Below are 14,285 nucleotides of genomic sequence, written 5' to 3' on the forward strand. Positions count from 1 at the left end.
TTATTCGGTTTCCTTTTTTATGCAGTCCAATAAAAACTGTAAGACGAACGGAATTTTTTCCGCAAAATCATCCATCCCGTGACTGCCATGCGCTTCAGTCATCAGCATAGCCGGGGGATGCGCAGCACTATAATAACGATGTGCTTCACGATAATCCAAAACTTCATCACCTTGTTGCAGCAGAACCAGTATTTTGTCTGCATCTTGTGCAACCGGCAGGGCCAATTGTTGCAGTTGTGTCAGATCTACTTCATCCAGACACCAGTTTGGATGTACCTGATAAGGTAACTGCTCATCAAACAGTTCACGAAACAGTTGCCATGGTCGCATTGCCGGATTGATCAGTACAGCAGGCACAGCATGCTGTGCGACCAGATGTGTCGCATAAAATCCCCCGAGACTGCTGCCCAGCAATGCGACCTTTTGCATTGACTCAATCAGCGCGGACACATGTGCAATGGCAGCATTCGGTGGCATGTTTAAATCAGGTAAATGTACCCGGATCTCTGGATACTGTGCACAGTAGTGTTGCAGCAATTTCCCCTTGATCGAGTTCGAATTACTCTTAAATCCATGCAAATAAATGATATTCATCAACTATCAACAAAAAACCCATCAATCATCAAAATTTAATTTAAAAATGTGAAGTACACTACTTTTTATAACCTGTTAATTGCTTAAATTGTCTGACAAAAAAGCTCAAAATCTTTTCTCATTCTCGTTATTTTAATCGAAGGCTCTTAAAAATCTGGAAACCCAACAAGAAAAAGAATTTATACCGCGAAGTTCTTTAAAAAGAAAGACAGTACTACACGCGGCTCAATGAAAGGACAGGATCAGATGCCAAGTTTGACACCGTTACATGAAACCTATTGTCGCTGGGACCGAACCCCGCCGAGTCAGGCCGATGTACTGGAAGGTCTGGCGCAGCTGGTCACGATGCGCTTTAATGATGTGATCCAGGAGCTGGTCAAAAGTCTTCAACGCGAAATTTTAATGAGTATTTTTGGTTTAAGTGAAAACAATTCACAGAAAATTCAGAATATTCCTTCGATTGTGCGGCTCTACCAAATGTCTTATGACATGCTGTTTCATTATGGCAATACCCTGATTGCTCCCGCTTTGCGCCAGATCATTGAACGGTTTCCAAAACTGCACAACAAACCGTTGACCCCTTCCTTGCATTTCCTGGTCAGTGCCTTAAATGGCATTATCGGGGACTACCTGCTGAAATATCAAAACCCTCTCGCCCTACCGATGGTGATCTATGACCATTATGGCTCGCTGCAAAAAGGTGAGCTGAGCGGCCGTATTACCCTGTTTGTACATGGCCTGTGCATGAACCATTTAGACTGGTCAAATCGCAAATATGAAGGAATCGGGGAAAAATTACTGGCGCAGCGCAGCCGCAATACCATGCTCTACCTGAACTACAATACCGGACGCCGGATTTCTGCCAATGGTCGCAGTCTGGCAAATACCTTACAGGAACTGGTCACCCGCAATCCGCGAATTACCAGTATTGACCTGATTGGACATAGTATGGGTGGACTGGTTTCACGCAGTGCACTGTTCTATGGCAAGCAAAATATGTATGGCTGGGTCAACATGGTGGAGAATCTGGTTTGTCTGGGTTCACCGCATCATGGTGCGGTACTGGAACGTTTTGGCTTTAGCCTGCAGGACAAACTTGGACATTTTCCACTGATCCGGCTAATTGGCCATCTGGTCAATATCCGCAGTAACGGGATTCTGGATTTACGCCATGGTAGTGTTCGTGATGATGACTGGGAGCATAATCCGCTTCGTATCGGCCTTATGGATGATCACCGCAAACCTGCCCCGATTCCCTCTCATATCGATACCTATCTGGTTGCAGGTACCATTGAGTTTGAACACCGCAAGAACAAGACCTTGCATATGATTGGCGATTATCTGGTCAGTTTGAAAAGTGCTTTGGGCGAGCACCCTAATCCTCGTTTCCAGCTCAAAGTCCCGGATGCACATAAGGCTATTTTCTATGGCCTGAACCATTTTGAAATTCAGTATCATCCACTGGTGGCCGAACAGATCGTACGCTGGTTTTATCCAAGTGTAGAAGATGAAGCCTTTGATCAGATTCATGAATATCTAATGGACCTGGACAGCCTGGAAGGCATTGCCCTGACCTAAACTCAAGCACATAAAAAAGCCCTCGATTAAGGGCTTTTTTATGACTGACTGAATTAATATTTGTCTCTCAGTCGTTTAACCGGTACGGTTTTATATTTACGCAGCAGTTGCCATACACTGACCAGCAGTAAAATACTGAAAAAGATCAAGGACCAGACAGGCAAGGATTGGCCCAGGAAGGTCCAGTCAACCGTGGCACATTCCCCTGAACCATTGAGCACCTGTTGTAATACAGACTGCAACGGCAAGGTTTCCAGCCAGTATTCCAGACCGGGACCACAGCTCGGCACCTGATCTGGGGGCAGGTTCTGCAGCCAGACATGCCGCGCCGCCACCCCCACAGACCACAAAATACTGAGCGAACCCAGCAAGGCATAAAACCGTTTCATGAGATTGGATGCAGGGTTATGCAGACATGCAATGAGGGAGATAATCCCCAGTCCGATTAATCCGACACGTTGAAACACACAGAGCGGACAAGGTGCAAGCCCTTGTACATGCTCAAGATATAAGGCAAATGCCATGCCGATGACAGCAGCCAGAAACAACACCCCACTCACGAAGCGATAACCCCATTGCATGGTGAATCCTCTTGTTTTTTATCGATATTGGGCTAAATAATCAGCAAAACTGATGCTGCTATCTTGCTCGAGTTGCTGTTGCTGCTGCAATGACTTTTGTGACATTTCTTCAAAATAAGCCAGTGTTTCGGGACTGAGCTGATGTTCTTCATAGACCAGGCTGTGCTGCTGTGCCAGATGTTGGCCAAAATGCCACATACCGCCCTGTTTACGTATATCCCCGACCACCAGGGCAGACAGGGTAGCATCAACTTCATCGACCCGGAGCATCATGGTTTTGAGGGCATCGGTATACACGGTGATGTCATAGGTCGAATCAAGCAGCTTGGCCAGGGGCAGCATGCGCTGCAAATGCATGCCACACCAGTCTTCAATCAGATAAGACTGGCCATTTTCTATAATCGCTGCATTAGGTGCACGGCCACGGTTGACGACCTCGGCCTGATTCTGCTCAATGAGGTCCTGTTCATCACCGAGTAGTGCCGGACTGTCCTGTAATAGACAGTACAGGGCCAGTACTTCAAGAAAACCGGCTGTATCTTCATTGATACCAGTCGGACTATAAGGATTGACATCGACTGCACGCAACTCGATATAGGCAATTCCGCGATTTTCCAAGGCCTGGGAGGGTGTTTCGCCCGCTTGCGGTACCTGTTTCGGGCGCACTAAGCTGTAATATTCATTTTCGATTTGCAGCACATGATCATTGATCTGGATCGGCTGACCATTTGCATCGTCCAATCCTAAACGGCTAAACGGCTCATAGGGCGTTTTGACGGCTTTTTGCAGTCCATCCAGATAGTCCTGCAAATTATTGTAGTGAATACCGAGCTGTTTCTGCGCAGAGTTCTGATAACCAAAACGCCCCATACGCAGTGCAGTCGCATATGGAGAATATAGGGTGCCTTTGACCAATGGCAACAAGAAATGGTCACGGCCGGTCATGAAGCACTGGCAGACTGCCGGACTGGCCCCGATCAGGAACATGACCAGTGGGGTCAGGCGGATAAAGTTACGGATCAGCCCCATATAGCGGTGGCTGCGATAATCCTGCAAGCTTAATGCCTTGAGAGATTCGTCCTGTTCCTGCTGCTGTAAGGCCTCGAACAGATGATCCGGAAAAGACAGATTATAGTGCACGCCTGAAATCGTCTGCATACGGCGGCCATAACGTACACCTAGACCATGACGATACAAGGTCTTGAATAGGCCGATGTTTGAGCTGCCATACTGTGCCAGCGGAATGCTGTCATCACTGCTGTCCAGCATACACGGCATCGACAAGGGCCAGAGTTTTTCATCATTTTCCAGATGGTGATGCACAATCGCATGAATATCACTGAGATAATCTAGCGCTTTTTTAATACTGTCTTGTGGCGGAGTAATGAACTCCATCAATGCTTCAGAATAGTCCGTCGTGATATGGGGATGAGTCAAGGCTGAACCCAAGGCACGAGGATGCGCTGCCTGTGACAGGAATCCATCACTTTGCATGCGTAAGCTTTCACGCTCAATACCACGCAGCATGCCTTTGATGAGTGACGACTCGACCCAGGTCGGTAACACATTTAGGGAAGTCGATTCAGGTTGACTCATTACAATCTCGCTTAAGGGGGCTAAACTATTAAATAAATTAAAATCATCAGTTTAATCAGTATAACGCGATTTCATGCCGGCATATGACAGGCTGCCTAGTTTTCAGGCAAACCTTTGATTTTTAATTTGGCAAATATTTAACACAAACTTCCTCTATAAGACATGGATAATTTGTGATTTTATTAACAAATAGATGCTAATGAATTGTAAATATTATGAATTATCAAGATATTTTAGACTTCTGGTTTCATGCGGACAGCCAGCCATTATGGTTTAGCCAGAGTCATGAATTCGACCAAAGTATTGCACAGCAGTTCATGAGCACCCATCGGCAGGCAACCCAAGCTGAACTCTGGGCCTGGCGTAAAACCGCAGAAGGCCGTCTGGCTGAAATTATTGTTCTGGATCAATTTTCACGAAATTTATTCCGGGATTCTCCCCAGGCTTTTGCCCAAGACAGTCTGGCACTGGCTTTGGCTCAGGAAGCCATCAGCCTGAACCTGGATCAACAGCTCAGTCCGGAACAGCGTGCTTTTCTTTATATGCCGTTTATGCACAGTGAATCCAGACTGATTCATGAATTCGCTTTGAAACTCTTCCAGCGTCTGGGTAATCCGACCAATCTGGAATTCGAGAAAAAGCACAAGGTCATTATTGACCGCTTTGGACGTTACCCGCACAGAAATCAAATCTTGGGCCGTGAATCGACCAATGAAGAACTTATTTTCCTGACCCAGCCTGACAGCAGCTTTTAAGATTTTTTAACAGGCTGTCCGGACTGGATCATTGCATCAGGAGACCGAACATGAAAAATACACTACTGGGATTAGGTATAGTTGCTGCCCTTAGCCTGACGGGCTGTGCCACCACACCTTCTAAACCCTTGACCTTTGACCAGCTCGGCCAGTACAGCACCACGCCATTGAATGCCAATACCTATCGCATCAGCTTTCAGGCACGCCCCAATATGAGTTTTGGTACAGCGGAAGAAATTACCCTGCTCAAAGCCGCCCAGACCACCGTACAGAATGGCTTTCAGTTCTTCAGGGTACTCAATGATCCAAGTAACCGGACCCAACCGCCGCGGCAGGCCGTGGTTTATCCAGCACCGAGCTACTATCCGTTTGGTTATTACCGCCGTTATCCGGGTTTCTGGCCTGACCCATTCTATGACCGTCCTTATACCGTGACTCTGGATCCTGCCCAGGTGGCCTATACTATTGAATGCTTCAAGGCCAATCAGGCACCTCAAGATGCTTTTGATGCCCGCTTGATTTTACAGTCACTTGGCGCTAAATATGGTTTAAGTCCATCTGGTGCAGTGCTGCAACCGCAACCGGCCAATCCCTCCTGACAGGATGATTCATGCAGACAGAGCGTATTTCCCCGAGCCTACAACGCAGTAAACGTTTCGCGACCATTGCCCTGGTGGTTGCGGTTCTGATCTGGTTGGCATTGATGGTGGCAGCCAAACTGCTGCCGGAATATGTCTGGCTGCTTCAGATCCTGATGCTTTCGGCAGAAGCGGGGGTAGTTGGTGGTCTGGCAGACTGGTATGCGATTACGGTTCTGTTCCGCAATCCCTTTGGCCGTCTGCCTATTCCCAAGTTTTTACGTGACCACACCGAAATTATTCCACGCAACAAGGCCCGGATTGCAGAATCGATGGGCCGTTTTGTCCAGGAAAACTTTCTTTCTCCACAAATTGTACAGCGCAGTCTGGAGAGTACCGACCTCAGTCTGGCCGCGGGGCGCTGGCTGGCCAACCCACAGAACAATGTCCAGGTGACTCAGGTCATCCAGCAGATGGCTCCGAAAATCTTTGAATTTGTCGGGCAGGAACAGATTGCCGGATTTATCCAGAGCAATAGCGTGCAATGGGTCAAAAACACCCAGATCAATACCCTGGCCAGTGAAATGCTACGCGCAGTACTGGACAATGATTTCCATCAGGATGTGCTACAGCGCGGACTGGATGTGGTACATGCCTGGATGACCTCTCATCCCGAACAGACCCGGGAACTGACCCGTAACCTGTTTAAGGAAATGGGCGTGTGGAAACTGGCCAAAGGTGCCAGCTGGATCGGGATTGATGTGCAGCAACGCAGTATCGACTCTGTCATTCAGCGGGTTGAAGCCATGCTGGCCGATCCAGATCATCCATGGCGACTTAAAATTGAGGAAATGGGACATAACTGGATGTTACAGCTGTCGGATAATGACAGTGAAGCCAGCCAGCGTCTGAATGAAACCAAAGATGCCTTACTGGATAGTCCACAAGTGCTGAATTTTATCAGCGGTGCCGTGGTGATTTTATGTGATGCAATCAAGGAAGACTTGCAAAAACCAGACTCGGGTATTGCGGAAAATCTCAGGATTGCTATCCAGCAGGTCGGAGAAAATATTATCTCGAACGCCTCAGTTCGTGAGCTGCTGAATAAACGTCTCAGCGGAATCGCGGTGGACCTGAGCGACCAGTACAGTGAAAAAGTCATCCGTTTTATCAGCGAGCGCATCCACGAATGGGATTCAAGCGAGATGATTGACAAGATTGAAAATGAGGTCGGTGGTGACCTGCATATGATCCGGGTCAATGGCGTGGTAGTTGGGGCCTGTATCGGTCTGGTGCTCGGGATCATCCGGGCGGCGGTGGAGCATTTAATTTAAAGGTGAGGCTGTTTGCTCAATACAGCCCAGCTTTTAAGTCGTCAGAGAGCCATTCCCCACCCGAGTAAATTTAAAAATGATCATTTGGGTGGCTGAGGTCCGGACATGTCTACCAATAGCCCAGTAAATCTACGTACAAACGGCAATAAGGTCACCACAATTGGAAAAGCAATCGCCCAGGAAATCATCCAGTTATGAAACCAGAGAGCGATAAATCCTTCAGTCCAGCCGAGGGTACGCAGCATATTGATCATGGAAATAATACCACTCATCAGGCAGGACAGGATAAAAGGCACAATAATCAGTGCCCATTTTGCAGGAAGTTTAGGAATGTTCCCGATAATAGTTGGACGTTGTAGTGAAGCCATACTGCCTCTTTTTTGTTTGTTCTTCGACTACCAACAATATAAGCCAAATCTTCAGACTTGGCTGAGTGATTTTTTTATTCAGATAGTTTTGCCTGACATTAATTCAATTTTCATGAGATTTATCCCGTTATTCTCTATTGATTTAATTAGAAAATTCATGACGGTTAATTGTATAGTTTTTCTTCTCTATAAATGCTTTTACCTAAACAGCCGGAAATTTGCTATATTTGCTGTTTTTCTGCGATCTCTATTTTCGACTGATTATGAATACGGCAATACAAGCAGCTCTCGATCATGCAGTGCACACTCTACAGGCACAAGGCGTACTCCCATCTGACTGGAATAATACAAGTAATTTGACGCGTACCAAAGACCGAAGCCATGGTGACTTTGCGTCGAATATTGCCATGATCGCGTCGAAAGCTGCAGGTATGAAGCCACGTGATTTAGCAGAAAAGATTCTTGCTGCCCTACCTGAAGTGGCAGATATCAGCAAGGCAGAAATTGCCGGCCCCGGTTTTATTAACTTCTTTCTGAATGCCGTCCAGCGCTTTGCAGTCCTAGATCAAATTCAGGCCCAACAGGCAACGTATGGTCGTACCCAGGTCAATGCCGGCAAACGTATCCAGGTTGAGTTCGTATCTGCCAATCCAACCTCTAGCCTGCACGTGGGTCATGGCCGTGGTGCTGCATATGGTATGACGGTGGCGAATCTGCTTGAAGCGACCGGTGCCAAAGTCGACCGTGAATACTATGTCAATGACGCTGGCCGTCAGATGGATATTCTGGCGACTTCTACTTACCTGCGTTACTTAGAATTAACCGGTCAGGAACTGGTCTTTCCGAAAAATGCTTACCAGGGCAACTACGTTAAAGAAATCGCGCAAAGCATTATTGACCAGGATGGTGATGCCTATGTCCGCCCTGTTGCAGATGTTTATAAAGATGTACCGGAAGATGTGCAATATGCTGCAGAGCCCGATGCTGAAGGCAATAAAGTCGTTGTTTCTGGCGATAAAGAAAAGCATATCGATGGCCTGATCTTCAATTCACAAACCTTATTAAATGAAGGCTACCGTGTTTTCCATCAGGCTGCTTTAAAAGCCATTCTGGATGACATTAAAGACGATCTGGGTGAGTTCGGAGTGACTTTCAACCAGTGGTTCAGCGAAGCTTCTCTCACTGAAAAAATTGAAGAAGCCTTACAAACTCTGGATCAGCGCGGTTTCCTGTACGAAAAAGATGGCAACATCTGGTTCAAGTCGACTGAATTTGGTGATGAAAAAGACCGTGTGGTGAAACGCCGTAATGGCCAGACCACCTACTTCGCGTCTGACATTGCCTACCACCTGAACAAGTTGCAACGTGGCTATACCGATATTATTGATATCTGGGGTTCAGACCACCACGGTTATATCTCACGTGTCAAAGCGGCCATTGATGCGCTGGGTTATGACTCGAAGAAACTGACTGTACTTTTAGTTCAGTTTGTCAGCCTGTGGCGCGGTGGCGAGATGGTACAAATGTCATCCCGTTCAGGCCAGTTCGTGACCTTGCGTGACCTGCGTAAAGAAGTCGGTAATGATGCAGCACGTTTCTACTACGTAATGCGCAAGTCTGAACAGCACATCGACTTTGACCTGGATCTTGCCGTGTCACAAAGTAAGGACAACGCAGTGTATTACATCCAGTATGCACATGCCCGGATCTGCCGTATGTTAGAAAAGGCAGCCTCTATCGGTGTAAACTTTGATGCAGCGACCGCTCGCAGTCTGGCAGCTAAACTCGAGCTGGAAGCGGAAACTGAAATCCTGGCAAAACTGGCAGCATATCCGGAGATCGTGGTGCGTGCTGCAAACAGTTATGAACCACATCAGATTGGCAATTACCTGAAAGAACTGGCTGCGCTGTTCCATGGCTGGTACAACGACAATAAGGTTCTGGGTGATGATGCTGAGTTGACTCAGGCACGTTTATTGTTATCTGTGAATGTTCGCCAGGTATTACGTAATGGTTTAGAGCTTTTAGGTGTGTCTGCTCCTGAGAGCATGTAAGCAAAGCCTTACCGTTTATCTGCTGAGCAGATATTTTGTAACTTTAGCTATGTGCTTGAAGATACAGATAAATTAAAATTCTGTGTGATTTGTGATCTAGAGGATGACTTTTAGATTCTGATCACATAGGATGAAATGATAGTAGGGGCATAACTGCTGTTATGCCTTTTCTATATGTCCCGATTAATAAGAGGAAAATCCCAAGTGTTTGGAAAAACGCAGCGCGGTGTATCTGAAAGACCGAATAAGCCTAAAAAGCCACTTATTCCAACCTGGCTCGGCACACTCGTGATCATTTTAATCGTGTTAAGTTTTTTGATGGCACTCATGCTCTGGAAGCCATGGGAACCAGTCAAACCGAAGACTCAAACCAGTGAATCTGTCCAAGAAGAAGACACCAACAAAGATTACCGTTTTTATGACCTGTTACCACAGCAGCAAGTGACGCCAATTCCTGAACAGGCAGTTCCTGAAAACAAAAAGCAGGATACGGTAGTCATTGTAGAAGCCCCCCGCCCTGAAGCGGCTGAACCTGAGGCGACCACAACTGAGCCTGGCCTGGAAGCCAGTGAAGCTCCTGTTGCCGCACCGGCCAGTTATATTCTGCAGGTGCGCAGTTTTGATGACCCAGATCAGGCGGATGCTCGCCGTGCAGAAATTATTCTTAATGGCTTATCTGCCGATGTGGTACGCAGTGTGGAAAATGGCAAAGTCTGGTATCGCGTGGTTTCTGGTCCTTACGATTCAGCAGAAGCTGCGATCTTCGCGCAGCAAACCTTGCAAAATAGCGGAATCGATTCAATCGTCGTAAAACGATAAACCTTAACAATAAAAAAGCGCCTGATGGCGCTTTTTTTTGAACCTCTCCCTTGCGCAGCAGTGCTGCTCATCTCCTACAAGGAGAGGCAACCTTCCCCTTTTTCAAAAGGGAAGCTAAAATTTTTAAACCGTATGCCCGAGTGCTTCGCCCATCAATACAGTTGAATTGGCTTTAAACTTTTCATCCCAATGCATTTTATTTTCTTCAAACAGGATAATTGCGGTTGAACCGAGGTAGAAACGGCCCAGCTCTGCACCTTTTTCTAGAAATAAATCATGCTGATTCAGTTCGATACGCCCAGACGGTTTCACCTTACCCGTAGCAACCGTTTCAATCCCTGCGACGATCATCGCACCCACCAATACCACTGCCATACGGCCGAGTTCTGTATCAAACAGGCAGACCATACGTTCATTACGGGCAAACAGGCCCGGAATGTTTTCTGCTGTCGTCTGGTTAACCGAGAACAGTTCACCCGGTACATACAGGGTTTCAGTCAGTGTTCCGGCAAATGGCATATGTACACGGTGATAGTCACGTGGTGACAGATACACTGTCGCGAATTCACCATTTTTAAAGGGTTCGGCCAGTTGCGGATCGGCAATCAGATTTTCAACAGTGAACTTCTGCCCTTTGGCCTGAAATACATCGCCATTTTCAATTTTACCCAGTTGGGAAATCGCGCCATCCGCAGGAGAAACAATCGCAGTTGAATCCGCATCTACCGCACGTACACCTGTTCTCAGACCACGGGTAAAGAAGTCATTAAATGAATTAAACTTCAGTGCATTAGTTTGCTCAGCAATCGACATATCAATCCCGTATTTGGTCTTGAATGCTGTAATGACTGCTGTTTTTACAATCGGATTTTCACTGGCTGCAATTTTTCCTACCACACGTGACAGGCGATGCTGCGGCACCACTTTTTGGGCCTGGATAAACAGTTGTTGTTTTAGACGCGATGTGATGCTCAAGATGGCACCTCTCCTGTAGCGATTGGACTATCGAGGCGGTTGCCCCATTCACTCCACGCACCATCATAGGCCCGGATATTCCAGCCCAATAACCGGCCCAGAATATAAGCCAGACCTGAACGGTGATGGGACTGACAATACGCTACAACCGGTTGATTCAAATCAAAACCCAGTTGTTCCAGACGCTGCTGTGTACGTGGTAAAGGATGTAATTTTAAATGATTTTGCCGGTTAAGGGCAGTACTCCACTCAAAATGACGTGCACCTGGAATGTGACCACCGCGTCGCGCTGCCAGACGCAGGCCGGTATATTCTTCTTCTGTACGACAATCCCAGAGCTGAATATTTTCATTTTCAACCTGTTGTCTTAATTCCTCATAGCCAATCTGGAATTGGGCCTTGTGCTCGAGTTGTACCTGAACTAAATGCTCGACCGGCTGAACAGTTTCCTGATCAGATGAAGTAGGCAGACTGGCACCAAGCCAGGCATGAATCCCGCCATTGAGTAAACTGGTATTTTCAAAGCCGAGACAATGCAGGTTCCAGAGCAGACGCCCTGCCCACGCACCGCCCTCATCATCATAAGCCACGACATGATGTTCTGGAGAAATATTCAGATAATTGATGAGAGCCTGTAAGCCTTCGGTATCCGGTAATAGTCCCATCGCCGTTTCTTCCTGGCGCACCAGAAGTTTAGGCTTTAAATGTAGGGCATGTGGAATATGCAATTGCTCGTAGACCGAAGCCCGGCTTAAATCCACAATTCTGAGTTTCTCATGTCCCAGATACGGAACCAGGTCTTCTGCTTCAATCAGCAGGCCAAAATCCAAGGCTGAAGCTGTCATCATTATCAGGTGTCGTCACGGTCAAATCTATCTGATCTTAGCACAGCTCATTTTTTCAATTATGATATTTTTATCAAGATCCTTAGCATAATTTTAGCTAAGGAAAAGTAGAAAAAGCTGACTCAGAAATAAAAAACTGCCTCAATACTGAAGCAGTTTTTAAATAGAATGTGTCCCTGTTAAGCAGTTTCTGTAACGCTAAACACCTGACGTAAATAGGCCAGGAAGGTATCATTATCTGTCATGGTTTTGCCCGGACTGTCTGAAATCTTGGCCACCGACTGACGGTTGCATTCCACCAGTTTTAGGACAATATTCAGTGGTGTCTGTCCCATATCATTGGTCAGATTGGTCCCGATTCCAAAACTGACCTGGAAACGGTCTTTAAAGTATTGATGTAATTTCCAGGCTTTTTCCAGATTCAGGCCATCACTGAAAGTCAGCATCTTGGTTTTGCTGTCTATTTTCAGCTTTTTATAGTGGGCATAGGCTTTATCACCCCATTCGTAAGGATCACCACTGTCATGACGCAGGCCATCAAACAGCTTGGCAAAGTACAGGTCAAAGTCACGCAGGAAAGCATCCATTCCCACCACATCAGTCAGGGCAATTCCCAGGTCACCACGGTATTCCTGTACCCAGGTTTCCAGTGCGGCTTTCTGGAAATTCCGCAAACGTACATCCAGTGCCTGAAAAGCTTGCAAAAATTCATGCGCCATGGTGCCAATTGGAGTAATGCCCAACTCTTTGGCCAGCAGTACATTACTGGTACCACGGAACACATAAGGTGCAGCTTTGTTAAATTCTTCAACCACATGCTTCTGCCATGCAAAGCTGAAACGACGGCGGGTACCGAAGTCCGACACCAGAAATGGGGGATCATTTGGGTCCTGTGCGGCAGCATACTGTTTTAACAGCTCCACTTTAGCCTTTAAACGGCGCTCGCCTTCGACCAGCACTTCAGGGGTACGAATCCGGCTGAAATACAGCTCATTGACAATGGAAAGGACAAAGATCTCGAACATCATGGCCTGAACCATCGGACCTTCTATCACAATATCCAGACGCCCCTGACTGTCAATACTGGCCTTGATAAAACGGCGTTTCAGCTGGAACAGTTCCAGATAGTCAACAAAGTCACTTTTGATAAAACGTAGACTGCGTAAATACTGTAATTCGTCTTCTTTAAATTTAAGCTGGCACAGCAGATCGAGTTGATGGTTCAGATCATCCAGAATATCCGTCAGGGGATAAACTGTATCTTCCAGATTACGACAACGGAAATGGTAGACACTATGCGTTTGTGGAAACTTGTGTAAGACCACTTGCAACATGGTGAATTTGTACAAGTCAGTATCTAACAGAGAATGGATAATTGGAGCCATAACTAAAGGAATATCGCTGTGCTTATCTTTGCATTAAAGCATAAAAAGTCATGCAATATTGCAGGATTTACGTACAGCCGGCCGGATTTTCAACAACAGTATCCCAACATAAACCGGCTTATTTCTGGGTTTTGACCTGGGTTTTTTCCTGCTCCTGAATCAATTGCTGTAACTGTTTTTCCTGACCAATCACATTGGCAAACTCAGCAGTAGTCTTTTGCCCGGTTTTCTGGGCCTGGGCATCACAGTCAGCCTGATGCAGCTGCTTGGCAATGGCAAATTCCATTTTAAACAAGGCACCCATTAAGGCCGTATTGCCTCGATTGTCCCGGGCACAGCGGTCAGCACCATGTTTAAGCAAACTGCTGACAATCTCCTGATGGCCATAATAAGTCGCCATCATCAGCGGCGTATAACCGTCTTTATTGCGTACATCGACCGGGAAGCCATGTTTCAGAAATTCGTTGATAACTTCACTATTGCCAACTTTAGCCGCAGCAAAGAACAGGTTGACCAATTCCTGTTGTGAGTTCATCTGAATGCTTGCCGCTGTTTTTGCAAGGGAGACATTCTTCACTTCAACAGCCGTTGCGAATATAGAACTGAAGGCAAGAATACTGGCTAAAAATGCGTGTGGCATAACGTTCATGATGAACTCCAACAGAAATCGAAAAGAAAATTTCAGTCACTCAGGACCATATTCACCTGAGATGAGATAAAAAACGAAGTGCCTGTAAAACTCCCCCTAGGGTGCAGGAAAGGTTTGGAGTTTTACAGGACTTTTCGGAGGTGATGCGCTATGCCCTAATCACCAGTTCCTCAA

At 46.6% G+C, this 14,285-nt stretch carries 14 protein-coding genes; 6 read left to right on the forward strand and 8 right to left on the reverse strand.

Annotated elements, in window-relative coordinates; all coding sequences use genetic code 11:
* Positions 1-594: a YqiA/YcfP family alpha/beta fold hydrolase gene (locus tag VXQ11_RS06955; protein WP_416705720.1), complete on the reverse strand. Its 594-nt coding sequence runs from the start codon at positions 592-594 to the stop codon at positions 1-3.
* Between the two features lie 246 nt (positions 595-840).
* Between VXQ11_RS06955 and VXQ11_RS06960 the strand changes: the two genes are divergently transcribed.
* On the forward strand, positions 841-2,172 hold the full coding sequence (locus tag VXQ11_RS06960) for a hypothetical protein (RefSeq protein WP_064095179.1): 1,332 nt from the start codon (positions 841-843) through the stop codon (positions 2,170-2,172).
* 53 nt (positions 2,173-2,225) lie between these two features.
* On the opposite strand, the gene VXQ11_RS06965 is transcribed toward VXQ11_RS06960, so the two are convergent.
* Together VXQ11_RS06965 and gshA are read right to left on the reverse strand one after the other, a co-directional pair.
* Positions 2,226-2,753 carry a disulfide bond formation protein B gene (locus VXQ11_RS06965; RefSeq protein WP_144724134.1) on the reverse strand — a complete coding sequence of 176 codons (528 nt, stop codon included), beginning with the start codon at positions 2,751-2,753 and terminating at the stop codon, positions 2,226-2,228.
* Positions 2,754-2,771: 18 nt separating this feature from the next.
* Positions 2,772-4,349, reverse strand: a complete 1,578-nt coding sequence (gshA, locus tag VXQ11_RS06970) for a glutamate--cysteine ligase (protein WP_416705721.1) — start codon at positions 4,347-4,349, stop codon at positions 2,772-2,774.
* A gap of 215 nt (positions 4,350-4,564) precedes the next feature.
* Between gshA and VXQ11_RS06975 the strand changes: the two genes are divergently transcribed.
* From VXQ11_RS06975 to VXQ11_RS06985, 3 genes are read left to right on the forward strand one after another with little or no spacing between them, the layout of a single operon-like run.
* Positions 4,565-5,104 (forward strand): DUF924 family protein, encoded by a 540-nt coding sequence (locus tag VXQ11_RS06975; protein ID WP_416681522.1) that lies wholly within the window; start codon positions 4,565-4,567, stop codon positions 5,102-5,104.
* A 50-nt stretch (positions 5,105-5,154) separates the two neighbouring features.
* The gene (locus VXQ11_RS06980) at positions 5,155-5,703 is read left to right on the forward strand and encodes a CC0125/CC1285 family lipoprotein (protein ID WP_064095110.1); all 549 of its coding nucleotides are present in this window, start codon (positions 5,155-5,157) and stop codon (positions 5,701-5,703) included.
* Positions 5,704-5,714: 11 nt separating this feature from the next.
* A complete protein-coding gene (locus VXQ11_RS06985; RefSeq protein ID WP_416705722.1) occupies positions 5,715-7,016 on the forward strand; it encodes a DUF445 domain-containing protein in 1,302 nt (433 codons plus the stop codon).
* Between the two features lie 80 nt (positions 7,017-7,096).
* Here VXQ11_RS06985 and VXQ11_RS06990 read toward each other — a convergent pair whose 3' ends face one another.
* Positions 7,097-7,384 carry a DUF2798 domain-containing protein gene (locus VXQ11_RS06990; protein WP_416705723.1) on the reverse strand — a complete coding sequence of 96 codons (288 nt, stop codon included), beginning with the start codon at positions 7,382-7,384 and terminating at the stop codon, positions 7,097-7,099.
* A 263-nt stretch (positions 7,385-7,647) separates the two neighbouring features.
* Here VXQ11_RS06990 and argS point away from each other — a divergent pair, with 263 nt between their 5' ends.
* Positions 7,648-9,438: an arginine--tRNA ligase gene (argS, locus tag VXQ11_RS06995; protein ID WP_416705724.1), complete on the forward strand. Its 1,791-nt coding sequence runs from the start codon at positions 7,648-7,650 to the stop codon at positions 9,436-9,438.
* Between the two features lie 204 nt (positions 9,439-9,642).
* Positions 9,643-10,257, forward strand: a complete 615-nt coding sequence (locus tag VXQ11_RS07000) for an SPOR domain-containing protein (protein WP_416705725.1) — start codon at positions 9,643-9,645, stop codon at positions 10,255-10,257.
* Positions 10,258-10,380: 123 nt separating this feature from the next.
* Here the strand turns inward: VXQ11_RS07000 and asd are convergent, their stop codons facing one another.
* The 4 genes from asd to VXQ11_RS07020 all read right to left on the reverse strand — a co-directional run bounded on the left by asd (position 10,381) and on the right by VXQ11_RS07020 (position 14,111).
* On the reverse strand, positions 10,381-11,232 hold the full coding sequence (asd, locus tag VXQ11_RS07005; protein ID WP_064095115.1) for an archaetidylserine decarboxylase: 852 nt from the start codon (positions 11,230-11,232) through the stop codon (positions 10,381-10,383).
* The gene (locus VXQ11_RS07010) at positions 11,229-12,077 is read right to left on the reverse strand and encodes a sulfurtransferase (RefSeq protein ID WP_064095180.1); all 849 of its coding nucleotides are present in this window, start codon (positions 12,075-12,077) and stop codon (positions 11,229-11,231) included. Before VXQ11_RS07010 ends, asd begins: the two co-directional genes overlap by 4 nt.
* A gap of 179 nt (positions 12,078-12,256) precedes the next feature.
* The gene (gene pncB, locus VXQ11_RS07015; RefSeq protein ID WP_064095116.1) at positions 12,257-13,462 is read right to left on the reverse strand and encodes a nicotinate phosphoribosyltransferase; all 1,206 of its coding nucleotides are present in this window, start codon (positions 13,460-13,462) and stop codon (positions 12,257-12,259) included.
* 118 nt (positions 13,463-13,580) lie between these two features.
* A complete protein-coding gene (locus VXQ11_RS07020) occupies positions 13,581-14,111 on the reverse strand; it encodes an ankyrin repeat domain-containing protein (RefSeq protein ID WP_191731003.1) in 531 nt (176 codons plus the stop codon).
* Positions 14,112-14,285 lie beyond the last annotated feature (174 nt).

The sequence above is a fragment of the Acinetobacter sp. 197 genome, assembly GCF_048148385.1.
In the GTDB taxonomy this organism is placed as follows: Bacteria; Pseudomonadota; Gammaproteobacteria; order Pseudomonadales; family Moraxellaceae; genus Acinetobacter; species Acinetobacter pecorum.

Bases quoted from the DNA above. Each gene is read 5' to 3' on its own strand.
- VXQ11_RS06955 (WP_416705720.1), bottom strand. From the start codon at position 594: ATGAATATCATTTATTTGCATGGATTTAAGAGTAATTCGAACTCGATC.
- VXQ11_RS06960 (WP_064095179.1), top strand. From the start codon at position 841: ATGCCAAGTTTGACACCGTTACATGAAACCTATTGTCGCTGGGACCGA.
- VXQ11_RS06965 (WP_144724134.1), bottom strand. From the start codon at position 2,753: ATGCAATGGGGTTATCGCTTCGTGAGTGGGGTGTTGTTTCTGGCTGCT.
- gshA (WP_416705721.1), bottom strand. From the start codon at position 4,349: ATGAGTCAACCTGAATCGACTTCCCTAAATGTGTTACCGACCTGGGTC.
- VXQ11_RS06975 (WP_416681522.1), top strand. From the start codon at position 4,565: ATGAATTATCAAGATATTTTAGACTTCTGGTTTCATGCGGACAGCCAG.
- VXQ11_RS06980 (WP_064095110.1), top strand. From the start codon at position 5,155: ATGAAAAATACACTACTGGGATTAGGTATAGTTGCTGCCCTTAGCCTG.
- VXQ11_RS06985 (WP_416705722.1), top strand. From the start codon at position 5,715: ATGCAGACAGAGCGTATTTCCCCGAGCCTACAACGCAGTAAACGTTTC.
- VXQ11_RS06990 (WP_416705723.1), bottom strand. From the start codon at position 7,384: ATGGCTTCACTACAACGTCCAACTATTATCGGGAACATTCCTAAACTT.
- argS (WP_416705724.1), top strand. From the start codon at position 7,648: ATGAATACGGCAATACAAGCAGCTCTCGATCATGCAGTGCACACTCTA.
- VXQ11_RS07010 (WP_064095180.1), bottom strand. From the start codon at position 12,077: ATGACAGCTTCAGCCTTGGATTTTGGCCTGCTGATTGAAGCAGAAGAC.
- pncB (WP_064095116.1), bottom strand. From the start codon at position 13,462: ATGGCTCCAATTATCCATTCTCTGTTAGATACTGACTTGTACAAATTC.
- VXQ11_RS07020 (WP_191731003.1), bottom strand. From the start codon at position 14,111: ATGAACGTTATGCCACACGCATTTTTAGCCAGTATTCTTGCCTTCAGT.